19 protein-coding genes are annotated in these 23,235 nt (G+C 67.7%); 9 read left to right on the top strand and 10 right to left on the bottom strand.

What is annotated here, in order from left to right:
- Positions 1-14 precede the first annotated feature (14 nt).
- From ACMCNO_RS30620 to ACMCNO_RS30610, 3 genes are all read right to left on the bottom strand, one after another.
- Entirely contained in the window at positions 15-515 is a 501-nt protein-coding gene (locus ACMCNO_RS30620; protein ID WP_412752898.1) for a hypothetical protein, read from the bottom strand.
- Between the two features lie 543 nt (positions 516-1,058).
- Entirely contained in the window at positions 1,059-1,688 is a 630-nt protein-coding gene (locus tag ACMCNO_RS30615; protein ID WP_412752897.1) for a hypothetical protein, read from the bottom strand.
- Between the two features lie 71 nt (positions 1,689-1,759).
- Complete coding sequence (locus tag ACMCNO_RS30610; protein WP_412752896.1) at positions 1,760-3,685, bottom strand: DUF4012 domain-containing protein; 1,926 nt, start codon at positions 3,683-3,685, stop codon at positions 1,760-1,762.
- A gap of 309 nt (positions 3,686-3,994) precedes the next feature.
- Here ACMCNO_RS30610 and ACMCNO_RS30605 point away from each other — a divergent pair, with 309 nt between their 5' ends.
- The 7 genes from ACMCNO_RS30605 (at position 3,995) to ACMCNO_RS30575 (ending at position 12,469) form a co-directional block, all read left to right on the top strand.
- Entirely contained in the window at positions 3,995-5,044 is a 1,050-nt protein-coding gene (locus ACMCNO_RS30605; protein ID WP_412752895.1) for a polysaccharide biosynthesis protein, read from the top strand.
- On the top strand, positions 5,044-6,123 hold the full coding sequence (locus tag ACMCNO_RS30600) for an NAD-dependent epimerase/dehydratase family protein (protein ID WP_412752894.1): 1,080 nt from the start codon (positions 5,044-5,046) through the stop codon (positions 6,121-6,123). Before ACMCNO_RS30605 ends, ACMCNO_RS30600 begins: the two co-directional genes overlap by 1 nt.
- A complete protein-coding gene (locus ACMCNO_RS30595) occupies positions 6,123-7,361 on the top strand; it encodes a glycosyltransferase family 4 protein (RefSeq protein ID WP_412752893.1) in 1,239 nt (412 codons plus the stop codon). Before ACMCNO_RS30600 ends, ACMCNO_RS30595 begins: the two co-directional genes overlap by 1 nt.
- Complete coding sequence (gene wecB, locus ACMCNO_RS30590; protein ID WP_412752892.1) at positions 7,358-8,494, top strand: non-hydrolyzing UDP-N-acetylglucosamine 2-epimerase; 1,137 nt, start codon at positions 7,358-7,360, stop codon at positions 8,492-8,494. Before ACMCNO_RS30595 ends, wecB begins: the two co-directional genes overlap by 4 nt.
- A gap of 100 nt (positions 8,495-8,594) precedes the next feature.
- Positions 8,595-9,680, top strand: a complete 1,086-nt coding sequence (locus ACMCNO_RS30585) for a glycosyltransferase family 4 protein (protein ID WP_412752891.1) — start codon at positions 8,595-8,597, stop codon at positions 9,678-9,680.
- 40 nt (positions 9,681-9,720) lie between these two features.
- The gene (locus tag ACMCNO_RS30580) at positions 9,721-11,178 is read left to right on the top strand and encodes a lipopolysaccharide biosynthesis protein (RefSeq protein WP_412753865.1); all 1,458 of its coding nucleotides are present in this window, start codon (positions 9,721-9,723) and stop codon (positions 11,176-11,178) included.
- Positions 11,144-12,469 (top strand): glycosyltransferase family 4 protein, encoded by a 1,326-nt coding sequence (locus tag ACMCNO_RS30575; protein WP_412752890.1) that lies wholly within the window; start codon positions 11,144-11,146, stop codon positions 12,467-12,469. Before ACMCNO_RS30580 ends, ACMCNO_RS30575 begins: the two co-directional genes overlap by 35 nt.
- A gap of 180 nt (positions 12,470-12,649) precedes the next feature.
- On the opposite strand, the gene ACMCNO_RS30570 is transcribed toward ACMCNO_RS30575, so the two are convergent.
- The 3 genes from ACMCNO_RS30570 to ACMCNO_RS30560 are packed head-to-tail and all read right to left on the bottom strand — an operon-like array spanning position 12,650 to position 15,956.
- Positions 12,650-13,807 (bottom strand): acyltransferase family protein, encoded by a 1,158-nt coding sequence (locus tag ACMCNO_RS30570; RefSeq protein WP_412752889.1) that lies wholly within the window; start codon positions 13,805-13,807, stop codon positions 12,650-12,652.
- Positions 13,804-15,003, bottom strand: a complete 1,200-nt coding sequence (locus ACMCNO_RS30565) for a glycosyltransferase (RefSeq protein WP_412752888.1) — start codon at positions 15,001-15,003, stop codon at positions 13,804-13,806. Before ACMCNO_RS30565 ends, ACMCNO_RS30570 begins: the two co-directional genes overlap by 4 nt.
- Positions 15,000-15,956, bottom strand: a complete 957-nt coding sequence (locus ACMCNO_RS30560) for a hypothetical protein (protein WP_412752887.1) — start codon at positions 15,954-15,956, stop codon at positions 15,000-15,002. The genes ACMCNO_RS30565 and ACMCNO_RS30560 overlap by 4 nt, the downstream gene beginning before the upstream one ends.
- 668 nt (positions 15,957-16,624) lie before the next feature.
- Here ACMCNO_RS30560 and ACMCNO_RS30555 point away from each other — a divergent pair.
- Together ACMCNO_RS30555 and ACMCNO_RS30550 are read left to right on the top strand one after the other, a co-directional pair.
- Complete coding sequence (locus tag ACMCNO_RS30555) at positions 16,625-18,013, top strand: hypothetical protein (RefSeq protein ID WP_412752886.1); 1,389 nt, start codon at positions 16,625-16,627, stop codon at positions 18,011-18,013.
- Between the two features lie 186 nt (positions 18,014-18,199).
- The gene (locus tag ACMCNO_RS30550) at positions 18,200-19,519 is read left to right on the top strand and encodes an O-antigen ligase family protein (RefSeq protein ID WP_412752885.1); all 1,320 of its coding nucleotides are present in this window, start codon (positions 18,200-18,202) and stop codon (positions 19,517-19,519) included.
- A 124-nt stretch (positions 19,520-19,643) separates the two neighbouring features.
- Here the strand turns inward: ACMCNO_RS30550 and ACMCNO_RS30545 are convergent, their stop codons facing one another.
- The 4 genes from ACMCNO_RS30545 to ACMCNO_RS30530 form a co-directional block, all read right to left on the bottom strand.
- On the bottom strand, positions 19,644-20,441 hold the full coding sequence (locus ACMCNO_RS30545) for an FkbM family methyltransferase (RefSeq protein ID WP_412752884.1): 798 nt from the start codon (positions 20,439-20,441) through the stop codon (positions 19,644-19,646).
- A gap of 49 nt (positions 20,442-20,490) precedes the next feature.
- The gene (locus tag ACMCNO_RS30540; RefSeq protein WP_412752883.1) at positions 20,491-21,456 is read right to left on the bottom strand and encodes an NAD-dependent epimerase/dehydratase family protein; all 966 of its coding nucleotides are present in this window, start codon (positions 21,454-21,456) and stop codon (positions 20,491-20,493) included.
- An 85-nt stretch (positions 21,457-21,541) separates the two neighbouring features.
- The gene (locus tag ACMCNO_RS30535; protein WP_412752882.1) at positions 21,542-22,246 is read right to left on the bottom strand and encodes an HAD family hydrolase; all 705 of its coding nucleotides are present in this window, start codon (positions 22,244-22,246) and stop codon (positions 21,542-21,544) included.
- The gene (locus ACMCNO_RS30530) at positions 22,239-23,234 is read right to left on the bottom strand and encodes an ATP-grasp domain-containing protein (protein ID WP_412752881.1); all 996 of its coding nucleotides are present in this window, start codon (positions 23,232-23,234) and stop codon (positions 22,239-22,241) included. Before ACMCNO_RS30530 ends, ACMCNO_RS30535 begins: the two co-directional genes overlap by 8 nt.
- Position 23,235: the final 1 nt, after the last annotated feature.

Genomic DNA, 23,235 nt, shown 5'->3' with positions numbered 1-23,235 from the left:
GCCTGCCACCCTCATCAGGAAGCCGCGCTGACCGCGTCGAGGTTGACCGTGAACGTGAACGGCGCGCCCTGGCAGGCGTCCGCCGGATCGGCGACCATGCGCAGCGGGCCGTCCCAGGTGATCTTCGCGGTGGCGGGCGCGCCGTCGGAGCCCGCGGGCACGGTGACGCTCGCCGGGTCGGGGGGCAGCGGCGCCGAGTTGACGATGTCCACGTTGTCCGCCGCGTCGCAGCCCGGGACCGGCGAGTCGATGTCGCTGAGCCGGATGCGCGTGATCCGTACCGGGAACTGGTTCCTGTTCTGCACCGTGAGCAGGACGGCCGTCGCGTTGCCCGGGGTGAGGCCGGTGGTGGGCAGGCCCGCGCTGGTCACCTTCAGCTCCACCACCGAGCCGGCCTTCGCTTCGGCGTTGCCGGAACCGGTCAGGCTCCACGCCGCCCAGGCCGCACCGGCGGCACACAGACCGACGAGCGTGGTGACGGTGATGGCGGTGGTCCGTCTGCTGAGCTGGCGCATGCGCGCGGTCCTCCTGCGAAACTTAGGTGCGCCCCGGGGTCGTCGGGACCACGACCCGGGGCGCGGGAAACTGATGAGGCGCCATCCGGTGGAGGCGGATTCGGTGCCACACCACATTCCCCGACTGGGGGCAGACCTGCGATCGGGCGTAGGTGCGCCGTTGCCTGCGCATGATGCCCTTTGCGAGGCCTGTCCGGGTTAACCCGCACGAGGGACGCGACGGCCGTGGGCCGTCTGCGTATCCGGTGGCCGGCGTGGTGTTCCGGGCCGGTCCCGTCGGACACACCATCGTGGTCACCCCTCTCCTGCGCGTCGTTGCCGAGCTGGTCGCAAGCGCCGGCCCGCCGAGGCGACGGACACGGCGCCTTGCTAGGAAAACGCAGCTCGCGGCGGTATGGAGATCGGGCGTACGTGTTCGGGTGGCTCCCGATGCGATCGGTGATGGCTGCCGTTCCGGATTAATCCCAAAGGGGTACGAGCCCCGGCCGGCACACGAAGAACCGCCCTACCACCGGCTCGGTGGTAGGGCGGTCTCCGAACGGATCAGGCGGCCGAGGAAGCCCTGCGGCGCCGGATCGTCCTGCGGGTGATGACCGCGCTGCCGGCCAGCGCCATGGCGCCGAGTCCGGCGATGGCCAGGCCCACGGTGTCGGACGACTCGTGCGTCGGCGTCAGGGCGGGAGTGCCGCCGTTCGTGACGCCGGAGGAGAAGGCAGCGGGTGTGATGACGATGCTGCCCGAGCCTTTGCGCTTGTCGATGACCGAGATGGACGCCGACGCCTTCTTCCTGGACGTCTTGCCCACGGCCTGGATCACGATCTTGCCGGCCTTGGAGGTCCGGATGTTGAACGCGATCCTGCCGGCGTTGTTGGCCCGGAAGATCGTCGTCTTCACGACCTTCCAGTGGCGCGAGCCCTTGGGAAGGAATCGGATGGTGATGACCACCTTTTCCCTCTTGACGAACTTCTTGCCGGTGACCCGCACGTTAACGCGGATCTTCACCACGCCCTTGTTCACCGTGAGCACCGGCGGGGGCGGCGGGTAGTACCCTCCGGGCGGCGGTGTGCTCGGTGCCGCCCATGCCGCCTCGCCGGCGAACAGCGTGATGCCCAGGGCCATCGCCAGCGACGCGACGAGCGCCGCCAGCCGTGCTGACGCTCGGAAACGTCTCATGTTTCCTCCTTTCGGTTTCCCTATGAAGGGGGTCAAACGCTGAACGATCGCTTCACGTCGACGTTGCGGTTTCACGTCCGGGCGCATGTGGGGCCCGCGGTGACGGACGTCTGCCACGGCCGCACTCCGGGGGTCGTCCACAGCCGGGGCATGGTGCCCTCCGTCGCGCGTGGCTGATCGGCTGTCTGAAGGGTCACGTCGTACGTCTGACTGGATCCGGGCCTCAGGTCCACCGTGAACACGGCGACCCCGCGGTTCCGCTCGACGCCCGAGCCGAATTCCACCTCCTTGCCGTTGAGGGTCACGCCGACGATGCCGCCACCGATGGGGCTGAAGACCATGGCATTGGTCCGCACGGTGTACGGGTCGCCGGAGAGCGCGAGGCCGGTGACGTAGGCGGGCAGGCCCGCACCGGGTGCCGTGGAACCCAGCGTCAGCTTGAGGTGCAGCTGGCGCACGCCGTCCTCGGTGCAGTCGCCGCCGCTGAGCGCGGCCGTCTGGGTGAGGTAGTAGCTGAGCTTGCTGCCGCTGCCGTCGTTGAGGAACACCCCCACGGTCGGCGCGACGTCGTCGTTGTCCGGCAGTCGCCCTTCGAGCACCGTTCCGGCGAGGGCGGCTTCCTCCTCACGGTTGGCGCTCCACATCAGCAGGCGGCGTTCGCCCGCCGCGCGGGCCAGTTCGGTGATGATGCCTTTCGGGTTGCCCTGGCCGCGGATCAGCGCGTTGAAGATGTCGCGGGCCGCCCCGGCGAAGTAGGCGTCCTGGGCGTCCGGGTCGGGGTACTTCGCGTACACCTCGGACAGCAGCAGCCGGACCGCGTTGTCGGCGTTGAGCGACTCACCGGTGGGCATCCGCACCGGGCCGGTGATGCGCAGCAGATACGCCAGGGCGACCGGGTCGGTGGCCACCACTCCGTCGACCGCGATGCCGGAGCGTTTCGCGTACATGGCGCGGGCGAGTTCCGCCGCGGTGGGGAAGTCCGGGCTGAGGTTGACGTCGGCGGGGAAGACCGCGGGCCGCTCGGTGTACAGCGCTTCCTCGTCGACGCCGAGCGGGCGGACCGGGGTCGGGAACGTGCGCAGTTTCGCGGCGGTGCCCTGGTCGGTGATCGTGACGGCGCCCGAGTCGGCGTGGATGACCAGGTAGGCACCCGGCATGCCGCCGGTCGCCCGGACCTCGGCGTTGTTCTGGAACAGCACGAGATACGTACGGGGGCCGTTGGCGCCCAGCATGGGCGAGAGCAGCCGGGCGGCGCGGTCGGCGGTGGCGACGATGCGTTCCGCGTCGGCCAGGCCGGTGCGCAGCTCGGTGACCGCCGCGGCGAGCTTGTCGACCAGGCTGCCGGTGTCGATTCCGGCGACCCCGGTCTGGGCGCGCCGGATGACCGCGAGACCGCGGGCGATGCGCGGGGCGGCGGCGTTGAGGGCGGTGAGGTCGATGCGGCCGTTGCGCGGGGCGAGGCGCTGCGGGTCGAGCCCGGCGGCCACGTCCAGCAGCGCGGGCAGGCCGTTGCCCGCCAGGTCGTCCAGCACGTACGCGACGGTGCGCACCGCTTGCAGGTCGTCGCCGATGCCGGGGAGGTGACCGGTGAGGGTCCAGCCGAAGCCGCCGGTGGATTCGCGGGCGGCCTTCGTCTCGCTCTGCAGCGCGGCCAGGGTGCCCCGGGCGGCCGCCACGTCGCCGCGCTGGATCTGCTGTTGCAGCTGGACGAAGAGACCGGCGGCGATCTGCAGGTGGCCCTTGGCGCGCCAGCCGTCCACACCCACCCAGCCCAGCGACATGATCAGTGCCAGGATCAGGCCGGTGGCGGTCAGCAGGTGCCAGCGCCGGAGCTTGAACCTGCCGCCTCGTCCTGACCTCTCGGGTGGTTTGCCGGGTGCTCGCCGTACCCGTTTGAACTCGATCCGGGGCGGTGCCTCCGGTGGGGTGAAGGCGTATCGGGCGGTGCCGGCCGGCGGCGTTTGCGGCTCGTGGCCTTGCTGACCTTCGTGCTCCACGGCAAATGAATCCCTACGGACGACGGCGCGCGCCATGACGCGTCATGTGTTGACTATGACATTTGGATGATCCGCGCAATGCGGTACTTAACCGGCTAACCGAAACACCGACCTTTATTGCCCAACGGGCGTAGCCACCCCAGGGATGTTCGGACTACCCCGACGTGATGAATCTCCCGTCCGGGGCGTGGCGTTCCAACTCCTTCGAGGACGGTCCGATACCCCGCGGGCGGGGCGTCGTTGGTCGTCGGTGAATCGATCGTTTCCCAGCGATGCCTGCTGAACAGCGGGTGAACGGGAGGAACCTTCTTGTTGCCCACCCTCCAGGACCAACGTTTCCTCATCACCGGCGGCACCGGATCGTTCGGCCAGACCATGGTCGCCCGACTGCTCAGCGCCGGGGCGGCGGAGGTGCGGGTCCTCAGCCGTGACGAGGCCAAGCAGGACGACATGCGGCGCCGGCTGCGCGACGAGCGGGTCCGGTTCTACGTCGGCGACGTCCGCGACCTCGACTCGGTGACCAAGGCGGCCATCGGGGTGGACTTCGTCTTCCACGCCGCGGCGCTCAAGCAGGTGCCGTCGTGCGAGTTCTTCCCGCTCGAGGCGATCCGCACGAACGTGCTCGGCAGCGCCAACGTCATCGAGGCGTGCGAGCGGGCCGGGGTCCGCTCCGCCGTGCTGCTCAGCACGGACAAGGCCGTGCAGCCGATCAACGCCATGGGCATGAGCAAGGCGCTGATGGAGAAGGTCGCGCAGGCGCACGCCCGCAACAACCCCGACGCCGCGACCAACGTCTCCTGCGTGCGCTACGGCAACGTGATGTACTCCCGCGGATCGGTGATTCCGCTGTTCATCGAGCAGATCCGCGCCGGACAGCCGATCACGGTGACCGAGCCCGCGATGACCCGCTTCCTCATGTCGCTCGAGGAATCCGTCGAGCTGGTCGAGCACGCCTTCACCCACGCCCAGCCGGGCGACGTGTTCATCCGCAAGGCATCCGCCTGCACGGTCGCCGACCTCGGGGCCGCCCTGTGCAACCTGTTCGGGGTGCCCGCCAAGATGAACATCCTCGGCATCCGGCACGGCGAGAAGATGGCCGAGACCCTGGCCAGCCGCGAGGAACTCGAACACGCACAGGACTTCGGCGACTTCTTCCGGGTCCCGATCGACAGCCGCGACCTCAACTACGCCCTCTACGTCGAGCAGGGCGAGACCGAACGCGAGACCATCTTCGACTTCAACTCGGCCAACGCGCCGCGGCTGTCCGTACCCGAGGTCGAGAAGGTGCTGCTGAGCCTGCCCGAGGTGCGCGTCCAGCTGGCCGCCGCCGGGCGTTCGCCGGACCTGGTGGGCGCCTGATGCCCGGCACGCTCGCCCTCACCGGGGCCGGCGGTTTCCTGGGCTGGCACGTCCGCGTGCTGGCCCGGGCCCTGGGGCGGCCCGCGCCCGTCCTCATCGGCCGCGACGACATGGCCAGCCCGGAACGGCTGGCCGGGCTGATGAACGGCGTCGACCGGGTCGTGCACGTGGCCGGGATCAACCGGGGCGAACCCGCGGACGTCGCCGACGGCAACGTGACGCTCGCCCGGCAACTCTGCGCCGGGCTGCGCGCCTGCACCACGCCGCCGAAGCGGGTCGCCTTCGCCAACTCGGTGCAGGCCGGCAACGGCACCCCGTACGGCGACGGCAAGGCCGCCGCCGCGGTGCTGCTGGCCGAGACGACCCGGTGGTTCGGCTCGCAGTTCGACGACGTGCTGCTGCCGAACCTGTTCGGCGAGCACGGGCGCCCGAACTACAACTCCGTGATCGCCACGTTCTGCCGGGTCCTCGCGGACGGCGGCCGCCCCCGGGTGGACGCCGATCGCGAGCTGGACCTGCTGCACGCCACCGACGCCGCCGCCCTGCTGCTGGGCGAGGACGCACCCGGCACCACCCGGCGGTCGGTGCGGCAGCTCGCGGAGCAACTCGCCGACTTCGCCGACACCTACCGCCGCGGCGAGATCCCGGCGCTGCCGGACCGCTTCGACGTGCGGCTGTTCAACACGTACCGATCGCATCTGGTCCCCGCCGCCGTGCCGCTGCCCCGCCACGCCGACCAGCGCGGCGCACTGGTCGAGGCGGTCAAGGTGCACGGCGGGGGCGGGCAGACGTTCTGTTCCTCCACGGTCCCCGGGGTCACCCGCGGGCAGCATTTCCACCTGGCCAAGGTGGAACGCTTCGTGGTGGTCAGCGGCGAGGCCGAGATCCGGATGCGGCGGGTGCTGCACGACGACGTGGTCACGTTCCGGGTCACCGGGGGCGAGCCCGCCCTGGTCGACATGCCCGCGATGTGGGCGCACAACATCACCAACGTCGGCGCCGGGGAACTCACCACGCTGTTCTGGGCCAACGACCTCTTCGACCCCGCGCACCCGGACACATACCCCGAGGCGGTCTGATGCGGATCGGGATCGTCTCGCAGTGGTTCCATCCGGAGCCCGCGCCCATCCCCAGCAATCTCGCCGAGGACCTCGCCGCCCGCGGGCACGAGGTCCGGGTCCTCACCGGGTATCCCAACTATCCCGACGGCAGGCTGTATCCCGGCTTCCGCCAACGGTGGGGGCACGTCACCCGGACCGCGGGCATCACCACCCGGCGCGTCCCGCTGTATCCCAGCCACGACGGGTCCGGGCTGCGCCGGGCCGCCAACTACCTGTCGTTCGCCGCCACCAGCGCGCTGGCCGCCCCCCGCTTCCTCGGTGGCATGGACGTGGTCTACGTCTATCTCACCCCGGCCACGGTCTTCGCCGCCCCCGCGCTGCTGCGCCTGCTGTGCCTGGTCCCCGCGGTCATCCACGTCCAGGACGTCTGGCCGGAGTCCGTGACGTCGTCCAGCATGGCCCCCCAGGGCTTCGCCGGGCGGCTGATGGAACGCTCGCTGCACGCGGTGATGCGCCGCGTCTACCGGATGTCCGCGGGCATCGCGGTCATCGCACCCTCCATGCGCGACCTGATGATCGAGCGGGGCGCCAGACCCGACCGGGTCCGCACGATCCTCAACTGGGCCGACGAATCGCTGTTCCACCCCGTGCCCGACTCCGCGGCGGCCCGCCGCGAGATCGGCCACCGCGGCAAATGCACCATCATGTACGCCGGCACGATGGGCCCCTTCCAGAACATCGAGGCATCCGTACGCGCCGCCGCGGCGACCGCCGACGATGTCGACCTCGTCCTGGTCGGCTCCGGCATCGCGGAGGAACCCGCCCGCCGGCTGGCCGAGGAGCTGGGCGCGACCAACATACGTTTTCTCGGACGCCGCCCGCCCACCGACATGGCCGCCCTCACCGGCGCCGCCGACTACCAGCTCGTGACCCTGCGCGACCTGCCCATCTTCCGCGGCACCATCCCCTCCAAGCTCCAGGCCGCGCTGGCCTGCGGCTCGCCCGTGCTGGTGTCCGTCCCCGGCGACTGCGCCGCCCTCGTCGAGGAGAACGGCGTCGGCATGGCCAGCCCGCCCGACGACTGGCGGCTGCTGGCCGACCGGTTCCGGCAGGCCGCGAAGGTGCCCGCCGACGAACGCCGGGAGATGGCCCGCCGCGCCCAGCACCTCTACCAGGCCCGGATGTCGCGGACCGCGGGCGTTGACCAGCTCGAGGACCTGCTCATCGCGGCCGCCATCCGAGAAGGAGACCAATGACCAAGGTCATGACGGTGGTGGGCACCCGGCCGGAGATCATCCGGTTGTCCCGCGTCATCAGCCGCCTCGACCGCACCGTCGAGCACGTGGTGGTGCACACCGGCCAGAACTGGGATCCCATGCTCAGCGACGTCTTCTTCGACGAGCTGGAGCTGCGCAAGCCGGACCGCTTCCTCGGCGTGGACACGTCCACCCTCGGCACGGTGCTCGGGGGTGTCCTCGCCGGAGTCGAGGAGGCCATCGCGCAGGAACGCCCGGATGCCCTGCTCGTGCTCGGTGACACCAACAGCTGCATCGCGGCGCTGATGTCCCGGCGGATGAAGATCCCGGTCTACCACATGGAGGCGGGCAACCGCTGCTTCGACCTGAACGTGCCGGAGGAGACCAACCGGCGCATGGTCGACCACGTCAGCGACTTCAACCTGGTCTACACCGAGCACGCCCGCCGCAACCTGCTGGCCGAGGGCCTGCACCCGCGCCGGATCCTGCACACCGGCTCGCCGATGCGTGAGGTCCTCGAGCACTACCGGCCGAAGATCGACGCCAGCACGGTGCTGCACCGGCTGGAGCTGGATCCCGGCGGGTACTTCCTGGTCAGCGCACACCGGGAGGAGAACGTCGACGATCCCGGGCGGCTCAACCAGCTGCTGGAATGCCTGCGCGCGGTGCGCGACGAGTGGGGCCTGCCGGTGCTGGTGTCGACGCACCCGCGGACGCGCAAGCGGCTGGAGCAGCGGGTGGACGACCCGTCGACGTTGGAGGGGATCGTCTTCCACGAGCCGTTCGGTTTCCTCGACTACGTGCACCTGCAGATGAAGGCGCGGTGCACGCTGTCGGACAGCGGGACGATCAGCGAGGAGTCGGCGATCCTGCGGTTCCCGGCGGTGACGTTGCGGGACTCCATCGAGCGGCCCGAAGCGCTGGACACCGGGTCGATCGTGATGACCGGCCTGGATGTGCAGAACGTGATCGAGGCGGTCAATGTCGCGATCAGCTCCGGCGTGGGCACGGCCTGTCCCGCCGACTATGTCGTCGCGGACACGTCCGTGCGCGTCGTCAACTTCATCCTGTCCACGGCCCGCCGGCACCACGACTGGGCGGGCATCCGCATACCGACCTCTGCTCAGCGGTAGGTCACAGAATCACATGCATTCACGGCTGACAGACTCAGCGGGTCGGCGGGTTCGGCGCGGCGACGCCCATGGGGCGCAGCGACCACTCAAGGTGTCCCTGGTGTCCCCGTTGCCGCCACCGCCGGGCGGGATCGCCCGCTGGACGCGCGTGGTCACTCAGTACGCCGAGACGTGTGACACCACCGACCTCGCCGTCATCAACACCGCGCTGCGCTGGCGAACGGTTCAGCAGAACTCGACTCTGGCCCGCCTTGCGGCCGGTGCGCCACAGATCCTCAGCTGCGCGACCGCGCTGCTCCGGGCGGCGCTGCGCAGGGACGTCGACGTTCTGCACATCAACACGTCGGCACAGTTCAGCATCGTGCGCGACCTGGTGCTGGCCGTCCTCGCTCGGTTCCTTCGGATCCCGGTCGTCTATCACCTACGGTTCGGGCGGATGCCGGAGGTCGCCGAGCGACGCGGCGCCGAGTGGCGCGGGCTGCGAATGGTGATGCGCCTGTCCGAGCACGTGATTGCCATCGATCAGCGGACGGAGCAGGTCGTCCGCGGCATGTTGCCGCCCGATCGAGTGACCCGGATTCCGAACTGTATAGACATCAAAGCCACCACCCAATCGGCGCCAGCGGGACAGTCCGCGACAGCTCCCTACGTCCTGTTCGTCGGGTGGGTGGTTCCCGCCAAGGGCGTCGAGGAACTGTTCTCAGCCTGGCACCAGGTCGAGTCGGCCGGGTGGCGACTCGTGGTTGCCGGTCCGTACGACGAGGCGTACCTCGACTCCGTCGATACCCGGCCGGGTGCGGACGACTCCGTGGATCTTCTGGGCGAGGTGCCCCACAGCCGGATCCTCGAGCTGATGGCCGGAGCGGAGTTGCTCGTCCTTCCCAGCCACACCGAAGGATTTCCCAACGCCGTGCTGGAGGCCATGACGCTGGGGCGATGCGTGCTCGCGACGGACGTCGGCGCGATCGGCGAGATGCTCGGCGAGGGATGTGGTGTGTTGGTTCCTCCCCGCGATACCAACGCCCTCCGCGATGCGCTCGCCATCCTGCTCACAGACCCCGGGATGCGCCAGACGCTCGGTGAACGAGCGCGTGCCAAGGCCGCAGCCGAATACTCCCTGGAAAGGTGCTTCGAGCGCTATCGCGACTTGTGGGCGCGGGCAGCCGGCAACCGTCGCCGACCTTAGTAACAGCCCCCGACCCCCACACTCGGCCATTGGAGACTTCATGCGCTCGTCGCATCCGGCGGAACCGGTCGAGTCCTCGACGTCTACGTCCGACAACCCCCGTCGCTGGCAGCTACGGGGATACCTGTCGAGCAGAGCGCGACGTCTCGTCGCCGGGGTAGCCACGACCGTGCTTACCCGGGGTATCGGCATCCTGGTACCGCTGATGCTGGTACCCGTCACGCTCGACTATCTCGGACCGAACCTCTACGGCCTGTGGATGGCGGTCGCGGCCCTCACCGGAATGGCGGCGTTCGCGGACCTCGGCCTCGGCAACAGCCTGATGACCAAGCTGGCGCCGTGTTACGCGACCGGTGATACTCGGGGCGCGCGCCGATACGTCTCCAACGCCTACCTGAGTCTGGGAGTCCTGGCCGGGGTGGCGTGTGCCGTGCTCTGGTCGAGCGCCGGGATCGTGCCCTGGTCTTCCATCTTCAACGCGGACGGCAGCGCTGCGGCCACCGAAGCACGTTCCATGGCACTCGCCTGCGTCTCTGCGTTCGTCATCAACGTGCCTCTGTCCCTGATCAACCGGGTCCAGTACGCATATCAGCAGATCGCGCAGAGCAACGCCTGGCAGGCGGCGGGTAGCCTGCTGGCGCTCCCGCTCACCTTCGGTGCCGTCCACCTGCACCTGGCTCCATACGCCGTGGTCGCGGCGAGTGTGTTCGCCCCGGTGTTGATGAATGCCGCGAACACGCTGTGGTTCTTCCAACGCCAGATGCGGGAACTTCGCCCGGCCATCACATGCGTCGACCGTGCGACCGCCCGGAACCTACTCCAGCTCAGCGGGCTGTTTCTGGCGCTGACGATCGTGATGTCGGTGGCCAACAGCATGGATACCCTGGTCATCACCCACGCGTTGGGTCTGGCCAGCGTCACGGCGTTCGCCGTGCCGGCCCGGCTGTTCGCGCAGCTCGGTCTGCTGGTGTCCGTGGTCAACCTGCCGTTCTGGACAGCGAACGCGGACGCCCTCGCCCGCGGGGAGACGGCGTGGGTACGTCGCGCCGCCCACCGGATGATCGTCGTGTCGGTGCTGATGGCCACAGCGACATCGCTGGTCTTGGTGTGCGTGGGTGACAGGTTGCTGTCGATGTGGCTCGGCACCTCGCTGGGCACGGACCAGTGGTTGCTCAGTGGCTTGGCCGTGTGGTGGGTACTGCTCGCGGCCATCTCCCCCTGTTTCATGGTGCAGAATGCGGCCGGAGTAGTCCGACCGCAGCTGCTGGGCTGGTCGCTCTATCTGGCAGCTTCCATCCCAGTGAAGTGGTATGCGGCCCGACACTTCGGCCTGCCAGCCGTCCCGTACGCCGGGGCACTCATTTACCTCATCACGGTGCTTCCAGCAGCCTTGCGCGGGTACCGGCGGGCGCTGGCAGGCGCCGCCTCCGCGGATGTGGAGCCGACGCGGAAGGAGATGGCGGATGACGGATACGGTGCCGCCGCACGCGTTTCCTAGAGTATTGATCGTCAGCGCGGAGCCGATCGGCACCGGCGCCGGCACCGGCGTCACGCTGTCGAACCTGTTCAACGGCTGGCCGACCGCCCATCTCGCCCAGCTGTACACGACGGGACCGGAACCTGAGGCGGGTGTCTGCGCCACCCATCTCAGGCTGCCAGACAGCAGTGCACCGATTGATCATTTCGTCAGACGCATGCTGGGCGGCTCGACCAAGGCTCTCGCCTCAGCGGCGCCGACCACCGCCGCTGTTCCGTCGACCGGCGCGCTCGGTGGCCGGCGCGCCGCTCGGGCGCGTGTGCACCGGGAAATGCGGGCAGTAGCGGACCTGAGCCTGGTGCGTCTTCCGGCAGGCACGGCACCATGGCTCCGGGACTTTAGCCCCCAGGTTGTGTACTCGCTGCTCGGGAATGTCCGGCTCATGCGGCTGGCCGCGCGTGTGGCGCAGATGTGTGGCCGGTCATTGGTGCCCCATTTCATGGATGACTGGCCGTCCACCCTGTACACGAGCGGCGAAATGTTTGGACAGGCACGTCGTACCGTGTCCTCCAGTCTCGCCCAGGTGATCGACCGAGCAGATCGCGGAATGTGCATCAGCGCACCGATGGCGGATGAATACCAGCGGCGGTACGGCATCCCTTTTACCGATTTCGCGAACTGCGTTGATGAGGATGGCTTCAGGGATCCGGCGACGCGGGATAGCGGCCTGCCTTGCGGCGAACTGCGGGCCGTCTACGTCGGCGGCTTGCATCTGGGTAGGTGGGAGTCGCTGCTTCACATCGCCGACGTGCTCGCCTCGGCCGACCTGACCGACGTGAGGGCCACCTTGACCGTGCACGCTCCGGCAGGTGATTTGGCTAAGCACGGCCGGGCGTTGTCAGCTCATCCCGCCGTCCGGCTGGGGCGATCACTCGGGCAAGCGGAGGTGGCGGACGCCCTACAGGCCGCCGACATTCTCGTGCACGTCGAGTCCTTCGACGAGGCGTTCGCACGGTACGCCCGGCTGTCCCTGTCCACGAAGATTCCGCAGTACATGGCAGCTGGCCGGCCCATCCTGGGCTACGGTCCTCCCCACCTCGCCTCGATGCTGCACATTCAATCCGCCGGTGCCGGGGTCCTGGTCGGCAGACGCGATCCGGAAACACTGTCCTCGCAGGTTCGGCGCCTCTGCCACGACTCGGCCCTTCGGGAGGTCTTGGGCGCCAACGGCTATCGCTATGCTCGCCAACATCACCACCGTGCCGCGGTCTCGGCGCGATTCGCACAACTCCTGCGAGACGTCACCATCTGACTCGTTCCACCGGACTGTTACCGGAACCTGGGCAGTCCGGCAGCCGTAGACGCATCACCAGTCTTCACGAGCAGGCATCGGACACGTCCGCGGCGGGTTTGCTCGACCCGCCGCAGAAGCGACTGACCTCTGGCCGTCTGCCCCGGCGCCACCGGGCGGGTTCGATGTCGCCCCAGCCTCCTACCTTTGATGAGTAGGGGTTGCGAGGGCCGGACTCGTTGAAGGCATCGAGGATTCCGGCAGAACACGTCGCGAGTCATAGCGTTTGAACCTGAGTGCCGTCTTCTCAATGGCGTGCCAGGAAATCGCCGCGAGGAGCAGGGTCACAGCCAGCGCCGTCAGGACAGCGCCGGTGCCTCCAAGATCGGCACGAGACAGCCCGAACCAGATCATCGCGTTGATGACCGGCATGTGCCAGATGTAGACGCCGAAGCTGAGGTCGCCGACGCGGCGGGTAGTTGCCGCCAGTGCACGGGGCCCGTGATGGCCGATCCAGAAGGTCGTGTACGCGAGGGGGATGGCCGAGACGAGCGTGAGAAGCTCCGACCAGGGTGCGTCCAGCGATCCTCGTACAGAGGTGCATACCGCGTAGACCAAGCCGCAGCTCACGGCGAGCAACGCGTGCTGGGGCAGGCGGCGCCAGACCCGGTTCATGACGAGCCCAATGGTGAAATAGATCAACCACGGAACGAACGTCACGCCGAACATCTTCACGCCGAAGTTCGTGGCAGACGCACCGCCGAGGATGGCGTAGGCGATCGCCCCTGACAGCGCGGCCAGAATGACGACAGTGATCATCCGGCGGAATCCCCACCGTCGACTGGACACAACCAGGATCGGAACCAGCAGGTAGAACCCGACCTCCACAGGAATCGTCCACAGGCTTCCGTTGACCACGCCTACACCGAAGTCGTGGAAGATCGCCGGGTGGTAGACGGGAGCCAGCGCCAAGGTACTTGCGAACCACGTCAGGAACGAAGCTCCCGCGAGGTCACGCAGGCCAATCACGCCCAAAACGAGCAGCAGCACAGTCATCACGGCGAGGTAGGCATATACCGCCGGTGCGATGCGCAGGGCCCTGTTTCGCAGGTAGTCCCGTAACGGCCGCTGCTCGGCCAGGCACCGCTCGGCAGACTGATAGACCATGCCTCCGCTGAGGATGAAGAACATCAGCACGCCGTCCGTGAACCACAGATGGTTCCGTTCCTCGTACCAGAAGAACTTGCCGTCAAGGTGGATTGTGGCATGCTGAACGACGACGCACGTCGCGGCAAACAACCGGAGGACGTCAAAGCAATTCTCCCGCGACCTCCGGGGGGTGACGACCTCTTGACTCACCGCTGCAACACTCCTTCTCCTTGGTTCGCAAGCTCGATCGTCTTCGCGATGAACGCGCCGATCTCCGGAAGGTCGGCGCGGTAGTCGAAGGATGACTGCGCGCAGGCACGCGCGTTTCGACTGAGACGAACGAGATCGTCGGCGGACAGCGCGATGGCTCGGCGAAGCCCGCGTGCGAACGCCTCCGGCGAGCAGTCCTCCACGACGATGCAGTTGTCCCCGTCGCGGAGAAACGATCCAAGATCGCTGGTGAGGTTGAGTATTGGCGGCGTTCCCGCGGCGAGGCTTTCGGGGATCTTGGATGGAAATCCCGCCATTGCATACCGGGTCGGGGGCCGCAGCAGGATGCTGAAGTGCGACCGGGAGAGGTGACCCAGGACCTCGTCGCGGCTGATCCGGCCGACGACCCTCAGCGAATCAGCCATCTCGTCCAACGCCCGCGCACCCCCGCTGACCGAGGATGCGAGCTCAGCCATGCTCGGTCCCGCGAGTGTCAGCCGTACCCGGCGGCGCTCATCGGCCGACAGTGCCCGGAGGCCCTCCAATGCTGTTCCGATGTGATCCTTCCTGGATGCCGTCCCGCCATAGAAGAGCTCGATTCTGCCTGATGCGGGTGCGGCGCGATCGGTGGGGAACTGGTCGAGGTCCACCTGAGGTGGCAGATACAACACTGAGCAGCCGCGCCGGGTGAATTCCCTACAGAGGAGAGAGCTTATCCCGACGACGTGTCCGGTCCGGCAGAGGACTCGGAACTTGAACATGAAGTGGAGGTAAGTCGGAGACAGGCGGCGCAACGTGAACTGTGATGCCTCGAACCACTCCATGCAGTCGACGATCAACGGTTTTCGCCAGACGAATCGACAGAGGACCTTCAGTCCCAGCGTGAGTGTTCCGAGCGTGACATAGACGCAGTCCGCATCGGCGACTCCCTGGCGGCGTGCCTGGCGTGCGAACGCAAGCGTGGGAAAGATCCGGTTACGTAACCTGGCGAGAAACGAGTCCTTGCGACGTCGAATCGTGCTGAACGGAATACCGTGGACCTCGTCACCTTCCGGCAAGCCAACCCGAACGCCGTTCCCAATGACGAACGGGGCGTAGCCCGCCGCCGCCAGCGACTTCGCCAGTGCAAGCACCCGGTTTGCCGGTGCGTCGCCGTGCGGAAACCGACACATCGCCAACAGGAAGATCCGCTTCACGTGAAGCTTCCCTGCTGGAGATGATCCAAAATGGACTCGCAGAAGCCGGATTCGAGGTTGCAGCGCTCAGGCACCGCGGTCCAGCCGGAGTCCGTCCTCGTGTAATAGTGTGGAGACTCCTCCGCCGTCAGCGTTCCGAAGTTCAGGCATTGGAATTCCAAGAGATGGAAATTCTCGCCATCGAAGCCGATGTCCAGGGAGACGATGGGTGTGCCGATCGTCTCCGCGGCGCGCCGAGAGTACTCCAGCAGATCGTCGACGTCGGGCCGTCCGGGCAGATCGAACGTGAACAGGCCGCTGCCGCTCGCCCGAAAGTCGTTGGGCCGGTTCCGTCGATATAGGACGTAAAATCTCGTCCCGTAGCGCAGAACCTTATAGTCCCCCTCGAGCTCGGGGACCAGATTCTGGATGATCAGCTTGTTTCGATTGAGGGATCTCTTGTGGTATCCCTTCCACAGAATCCTTCTGCGGTACTCCCGAATCGTGTCACCTAGGGAGTAGGTCCTGCTGAGGCGCCGCGCGAACTTGAGGAGCTGTTCCCGGTTCTCGGCCTTGACCACGGAATTGGACCCGGCGCCGTAGGCCGATTTCAGCACCTTGGGCCACCGGTCGCCCAAGTCCGCTGCGGCCAGCTCCTCGAACGTGCCGTAACACCGGCTGTCAAGCACGCTCGCTGATTCCGGAAACAATTGATATCTCAGCGCCTCCATCATGCACTTGTTGTGGTGGGCGCGCAGGTATGTGTACGAGGGGATCGTTCGTGCACCCAACCCCTCAAGCGAGAGGACGATGTCCTCGATGTAGCTCTTGTACAGCAGCCCGCAGTCCTCGGATGACGTGTAAAGGACAGCGGTGCCTTCGTACCTCCGATCGAGGCGCACGTCGGAAAAGGACTGCACCTCGACCTCGATTCCCGCATCGGCGAACGACTGGGACATCTGCGGCACGTCCATCGTGCACAGGCTTCGTTGCGTGCCGATCGTCGAGTAGAAAGAACCCCTGTAGTCAGTAAGGAGCAATATCTTCGACATCCGGTGACCGTTCTCCTTCCGTATTGCGCGGCGCTGGCCGATCAGCCGCGCGGTGGAGACGCCGATCTACGGATGTGCGCTCGCCCACGGGCGTGGCCGCGAATCCGTGTCGACATCCTTGGCTAGCGGTCTGAATCAGGCGGCCGTGAGGCTGGTGAGCACAGGATGGCTGGCCATGCGTCGGCACTGCGCAGGCGTCCGTTCGGCTCGACCAGGAGAGCGCATCCATGGGGTGATGGGCAATGTCAGCTCAATCCACCGGACCGACTACCGGTCTGATGGCGACCCGCGTCAGTCCGGTATCCGCGGGCGCCGCACACATACAACTTCGTCGAGCGTCCATCGGTCACGCCTTGCGGCAGCCGAACCGAACCCGGACGGGTGGCCGAGGGATCCGCAGCGGAGGCCTCGGCACAGGCCGCCCGCCATGCCGGCGTCGACCTACCTCGGATGGGGTCGACTGAATGTCCATGGGACCGTTACATGATCACGATTGGCGGCGTTGAGGTACGTGGCGGAGGCAGACAAATCGGACTGCCGCGGCCCGTCGGCCGGTTCCGATACTCGCGTTCAGTAGATCGGGGCCAGACATGTCCGCAGTGACCTTTCCGACCGCGCTCGCATCGTCCTGGCGGGATCCGCTCCAGTTCCGTGCGCGCCGGGTGGCCGTCTGGTATCTCGCCGGGACCTACGTGGCATTCCTGGTGATCGGCCGGTCGGCGGAGGTGCCGGACCTGTTCTACCTGACCGCGTTCATCGCGGCGACGATCGTGGTCTTCTGCCTGGGCTACGCCCTCAACGTGAGCTTCGGTCCGCCGATCAAGCCAGCCTCGCCGATCGGCAAGGCGCCGATCGCGCTGATCGTGGTATGCGCCCTCTATTTTCTGGCGCTCGGCGGCACCTACCTGCAGATCTCCGGCGTGACCAACCCCTTGGCAATCCTGAACGCGCTGGTTCATCCTGGCGAGGCGTACTTCAACCGGCTCCAGGCCGAGAATGCTCCCAACTCGCCAGTCATTCAGGTGCTGACCCTGACGGCCGGCCTGTACCCGCTGCTGATCCCGCTGGCGGTCTTCCACTGGCAGCGGCTCACGCTGGCGATCAGATGGCTGGTCCTTCTGGGCATCGGCATCTACGCGGCCTACTACATCGCCATCGGTACCCAGAAGGGTCTCGGGGACCTCGTCATCTTCTGGGTCGTCAGCTACGCCGCCAAGCGCGCCGCCGACCGCGCCGACACCTCGACCACGGACCCGAAGCCATTCACCCGCGGCCAGAAGACCGCCGTGGCCCTCGTCGTGACGGCCTTCGTCGGGTACATGTGCTTCAACCAAGTGGACCGTCTCCAATCCCAGAATCAGGAATCGAACTTTCCGCCCAACCCGATCATCGCTGCCGTTCTCCCCGAGAGCGCGGCGAGAGGGCTGACGCTATCCCTCTCCTACCCGGTCCACGGCTACCTGGGCCTTGCCTACAACCTGGAGACGCCCTTTCAGTGGACGTACGGCCTGGGCAGTTCGATGGCGATCGGCAGCTACTGGCATCAGTACACCGGTGGAGACAACCAGGTGGCCAACCGCTACACCGCCCGCACAGAACGCCTCAGCGGGTGGCCGGACGGCATGTTCTGGTCGACCATCTACCCCTGGCTGGCGTCCGACCTGACCTACCCGGGCGCAGTTCTGTTCATGGGCATCGCGGGATGGTTCCTCGCGAAGATGTGGCGCGACGCCGTCTACCGGCGGCGAATGCTGTCACTGTCCTTGCTCTGCCAACTGGCCCTCTTCATCGCGTTCGTCCCGGCCAACAACCAGATCGGGCAGGGCCGGCCGTCCCTCGTCGCGTTCGTGACGACGGCGCTGCTCTCCCTGGCCGGGCGGATGCGCAGGGAGGTGCGTGCGAGCCGGGCAGGTAAAGCCGGCGCCAGGCTTCACGTGGACACGATGGCGATGACAGCTCCACCGGCGGCGTCACTCTGACTGAGGGTTGCGCCGGATTCGCCTACCGAGACCGGCATCGACCTACCTCGCTCGGGGTCGGCCAAACAGCCGGGGCCGTAACGACGCCGAGATCGACGCCGTTGAGTGCGTGGCGGTTCGCGGGCTTACCGGACTGACGTGGGCAGCCCTCAACCCCCGTCATCGGTCCGGTGAATCGGACTGCTCGTGACACGCTTCCGTACCGATGCCGCAACCTTCGGCGCCGGGGTCCTCGCCGCAGGCGCCTTGTCGTGGGTGGCACTCGGCGGCTCCGCCGCGATGATCGCAACAATCGTGGGCTTGGTAGCCATTGTGGCAATCTGGGTGATTCGCGAGAGTAACTCCGTCCTCTGGCCATGGCCCGTGCGCTTGATTCCGATTCACGTTGCGGCCGCCCTCGCGCCCAGTAACCCGGACGTGGTGCTGCAGTATGGGCTCGCTCTCGCGGTGCTGACATTCGTGCTCAGCGGCCAGCTGCCGAAGCTCGGAACGCCGGACCTGCTGGCTATTGGACTCGCACTATGGGCGATAGCTTCCTCCATCGACAGCGGAACTGGCCACGGTATTCGTGCGGCGGACCGGTACATCGCGGCCTTGGCCTTGTTCATCGCCTGTAGGCAGGTGGCCACCGACCGGAAGAGGTGGATGTCCGTCGCGGTCACCTTCATCGGCGGAAGCCTGTACGTTGCGTGGAAGGCCATCAGCCAGGCGCCCGATGAGACGACCGACTTCCGGCCGGTCATTGACACAGTGAATATCAACTACGCGGCATACGCCCTGGTAACCGCAGTCGTGGTGACCCTCGCCGCGGCAACCGTCACGCGTCGGTCACGCAGGCGCATGGTGTGTGCTGTCGGAGTCGCCAGCGCCATGGCGTACGCCATTGCCCGCACGGACACCCGGGCTGCCGTGCTCGCAGTGGTCGTCGCCGTGATCTATCTGGTGGTGCGCCGGCTCGCCAGCCGGGCCGCGTGGAGAGTGATCTCGCTGGCCGTGCCGGCCATTCTGATCACGGTCGCGGCCGGCATGTTCGACCGCGTCGACCTGTCGTGGATGGACGATTACCTCGACCGTGACACCGGGGAGTTGTCCGGGCGGCTGCTGGTCTGGCCCTATGCCCGCCAAGCGATAGCTGATCATCCGTTTGACGGGCTTGGGCCGCACATATTCCCTACCGTCAATCCGATGCAGATCGGCGCACACAACCTGATCCTGACCCTGGGCGTCGATGTCGGCCTGGTCGGGATCGCGCTCTATGCGGCGATCTTCGTTACCGCTCTTCTCCCTTTCCGGACCAACCGTCGGTGGCGGCACCTTGCCGCTCTGCTCGTGCTGGCCTGGCTGCCGATCTGGCTCACCGGGTTCTGGGAGTTGTCGCCAGCTGCGTGGATCACCGTTGCCCTGTGGTCCCACCTGCCCGCGGTTGCCGAGCAGCGGCAATCCGTACAGACCACGGACGCGGTGATGGACAAGGCAATCTGGACACCTCGGAGAGTCAGGACCTAAGCGCCAGGCACGAAGCCATCAGATCGCATCCTCTGACGCCGCACGATCCCGCAGGGCCTTCGGCCATGCACGTACCGAAAGTCCTTCCTCAGGGCGTGCCCGCCGCCCCAGCGGTGCCCGGCCCTCAGCTGGGCCATGGCATGTCGGCGGGCAGGCAGAAGATGTTCTCCATGCCCTGCGGGATCACATCCAGCGGCGCGCCGTTGGCGCCGTAGAACCGGTAGCCGAGGCCGTGCAGCCTTTCGGTAATCTCCGTGTGGTGCGCCTGCACTTCGACCATCATTCGAGGGTGGTGCCGTTCGAGCGTGTCGGCTGCGCCGAGTAGCGCCTCGTACTCGAACCCCTCGATGTCAATCTTGATGAAGTCAGGCACCGCGCCGGTCGCGGCCACGTGTTCGTCGATCGTCGTAACCGTCACCGGCTGCCTCGTGACCGTTGCGTGCACCGCGTTGCCCTGGTTGGCGCTCAACACGTCGAAGTCCGGGACCAGGGAGTTGTTCTGGCCCGTCAGGTCCTCGAGGTAGAGCTCCAGGTCGCCAGACTCGCTGCCCAACGCGACGGGATGCACCGTGATGGTGGGCTGGTCGGCGACGTTGGCGCGAAGGTACGGCAGGTTGTTGTTGCCCGGCTCGAACACCGCCACTGTGCCGGTCGGACCCACCAGCTTGGCGAAATAGAGCGTGATGTAGCCGATGTGCCCCCCGGCTTCGAGGACGCGGTCGCCGGGCCGGACGAGCCGGCTGAAGGCAGCCATGACGTCCCGCTCCCTTTGCCGGCCGTGGTACCAGTAGCCCTTGTGGCGGAACGAGTGCAGGCGAATCCGCTCGCCGGTGTGATGGTGCCTGATGTGGATGTCTCCGGGATTGACCCGCGCGAACACGTACAGCCCCATGCGGCGCAGCGAGCGCCTTCCGCTGATCATGCGTCTTCTCTCCTGATCGAATAGGACAATGTGGCGGGACTGTCGTGGGTCAGGCGACCATGCCGCTGACCTGAGATTCGGGTTTGCGCATCGCCGCCCGGTACCACGCGACCGTCTGGGCCAGCCCGTCATCCAGCGACATCGGCTCCCGCCCCGGGAACAGCGTGCGCAGCTGCACATCAGCAGCCTGCGAGTCCCGCACATCCCCCGGCCGGGACGCCTCGAACACGGTCTCCAGGTCGTACCCGACGATCGACTCGATCTTGCGGATGAGGCCGAGCAACGACGTCCTGCTCCCGAACGCGAGGTTCACCGGCCGGTCGTGGTGCACACCGCGCTCGACCGCGTCGGCGATCACCCGGACCACGGACCCCACGTACGTGAAGTCGCGGGTCTGCTGCCCGTCACCGTGCACGCGCAGCGGCTGGCGCCGCAGCGCCGCGTCGACGAAGGCGGGGATCACCGCGGCGTACGCGTGCCCGACCGACTGCAGCGGACCGTAGACGTTGAAGAACCGCAGGGCGAGCGTGCGCATGCCGTACGTGGCCCCATGCGCCAGGACGTACGACTCGGCGGCCAGCTTGCCGGCGGCGTACGGGCTCTGCGGGCGGGTGGCCATGCCTTCGTGCTTGGGCAGTTCGGGGGTGGGGCCGTAGACCGAGGAGGACGACGCGGCGACGACCGGGATCCCGTCCCTGCGGCACGCCTCGAGGACGTAGAGGGTGCCCGTGGCGTTGGCTTCGTGGCTGGCGACGGGGTCCGCCACCGAGCGCGGCACGGACGGTCGTGCGGCGAGGTGCACGACGGCATCCGCGCCGTCGACGACGTCCTGTAGCAGCGAGCGGTCGAGGATGCTCCCGACGACCAGCTCGGCGTTGATGTCCGCGAGGTTCTCGGCAGCGCCGGTGCTCAGGTTGTCCAGGGCGACGACCTGCTGGACGCCGGGACGTTCGGCCAGCTCCCGGCACAGGTTCGCGCCGATGAACCCGGCACCTCCGGTAACGACGACCTTCAAGGTGACCTCTCTCTTTCCCGAATGGATGTCTGGGCCTCCTGCCGCGGCGAGGGAGGCCCGGTGGCGGGCCGGGCGTGGCCGGCGCCTAGCAGTGCGCGGGATGTTCTCCGGTTACCGGTACGCGCTCGAGCATCGCCAGCAGGTCCGGGACGACGTGCTGGACGTCGGTCCCGTGGGGCAGTGCCTCGTGCAGGCCGCCGGGCCTGCGGATCCGGACGGTCGTCCAGTCCAGCGCGGCGGGCGCGGCGAAGTCCTTGCGCGGATTGTCCGCCGCGTAGACGTACCGGTCGGTCCTCGTCCGGGCGACGACGTCGAGATAGGAGCGGGGATGGGGCTTGCCGAAGCCCGGACCGTACGTGTCGGTCAGGATGACGACGTCGGTGTGGTCGCGTAGCCCGAGCGCGGCCACCTTGGCGCTCTGACTCGCCTCGGGCCCGTCCGTGATCACTGCGATCCGTGCCCCGTGCCGGCGGAGATGATCCAACGCCTCACGCGAGTCGGGCAACAGCGAAATTCGGGGACTGTGGCAGCGGTAGGCCGAGACGAGCTGCGCCATCTGGCCGGGCGTGTAGGAGACGTCGAGGTCGGTCAGCGCGAGATCGAAGATGTTGCCGCGATGCCCGGACACGAACAACCGCCACGCCGAGGCGGCGAATCCGTCCCGGCCGAAGGTGTCCCGGACGACCGGCTCCAGGGCGGTGAACCCGCTGGCCACGTAGTCGCGTTCGAGGTAGAGCGTGTCGTCCACGTCGAGGACGACGGTCCACGTGGGCGGGCGCTCGTCAGACATTGACGAACACCTCGGTGTCCCACCGCAGCATGGCCAGACCATGCTCGACGGCCGGGTCGGCGGGCGGTTGTCCGCCGCCGGCGACCTCGCGCACCAGCCATTCGCTGTAGCGGCCACCGGCCCGCCACGTGAGGGGATAGCCGCCCCCGAACCGGGCGTTGATCTCTATCACCGCGGCCTGCGTGCCGTCGGAGAACATCTGCACGTTCAGGACGCCGTAGGCGCCGGGCAGCGACTCCACCACCCGGACGGCGAGTGCCGCGAGCTGCTCGTCGTCGACGACGAGTGCCTTGCTGACCTCACCGGCCCGGACCTCCAGCCGTCGGCGGACCACCGGACAGTGGGCCTTGCCGAACCGGTCGACGTAGACGTCGACGGTGTGTTCGACGCCGGGCAGCCGCTCCTCCACGATGAGGTCGTCGCGAGTCCCGCCCGCGACGATGGTGTCGAAGTGGTGCCAGTCGCGGACGACCTGCACGCCCGCACCGGCCGACCCGGCGCGCGGCTTGACGATCAGCGGCAATGACCAGCCGGCGCGGGACGCGGCGACCGCGGCGAAGCCGGCCTGCCGGGGCACCGGGATCCCGGCGGCGGCGCAGTGCCGGTTGGTCAGCCCCTTGTCGGAGGCGATGCCGATGGTGGCGGGTGAGGAGACGGCGACGGTCGTGCCGGCCGCGCCCAGCGCGCCGCGCAGCCGGGCCCAGATCGGTAGTTCCGGATCGATGGTGGGGACGACCAGGTCGACCCGTTCCTTCTCGCACAGTTCCGTGACCGCGTCGGCGAATGCCGGGTCACCACACGACGGCACGATGAACCGGGCGTCGGCGGTGTGCATGGCGGCGGCCAGCTCGGTCCGGTCGCAGGCGATGACCCGGCCGGTGATCCCGGCCGCTGCCATCGCCTCGCGCATCGAGGTCATCAGGCTCACGCGCCGTCCGGCGGCGGAGATGAGAACGGTGAAGGGGCGGGGGGTGTCCATGTCAGTCATA

Origin of the sequence: Krasilnikovia sp. M28-CT-15, assembly GCF_047159595.1 — a bacterium.
Classification (GTDB): Bacteria; Actinomycetota; Actinomycetes; order Mycobacteriales; family Micromonosporaceae; genus Actinoplanes.
Note: the sequence above shows the minus strand (reverse complement) of the source record. Positions and strands in the feature narration are given on the sequence as shown.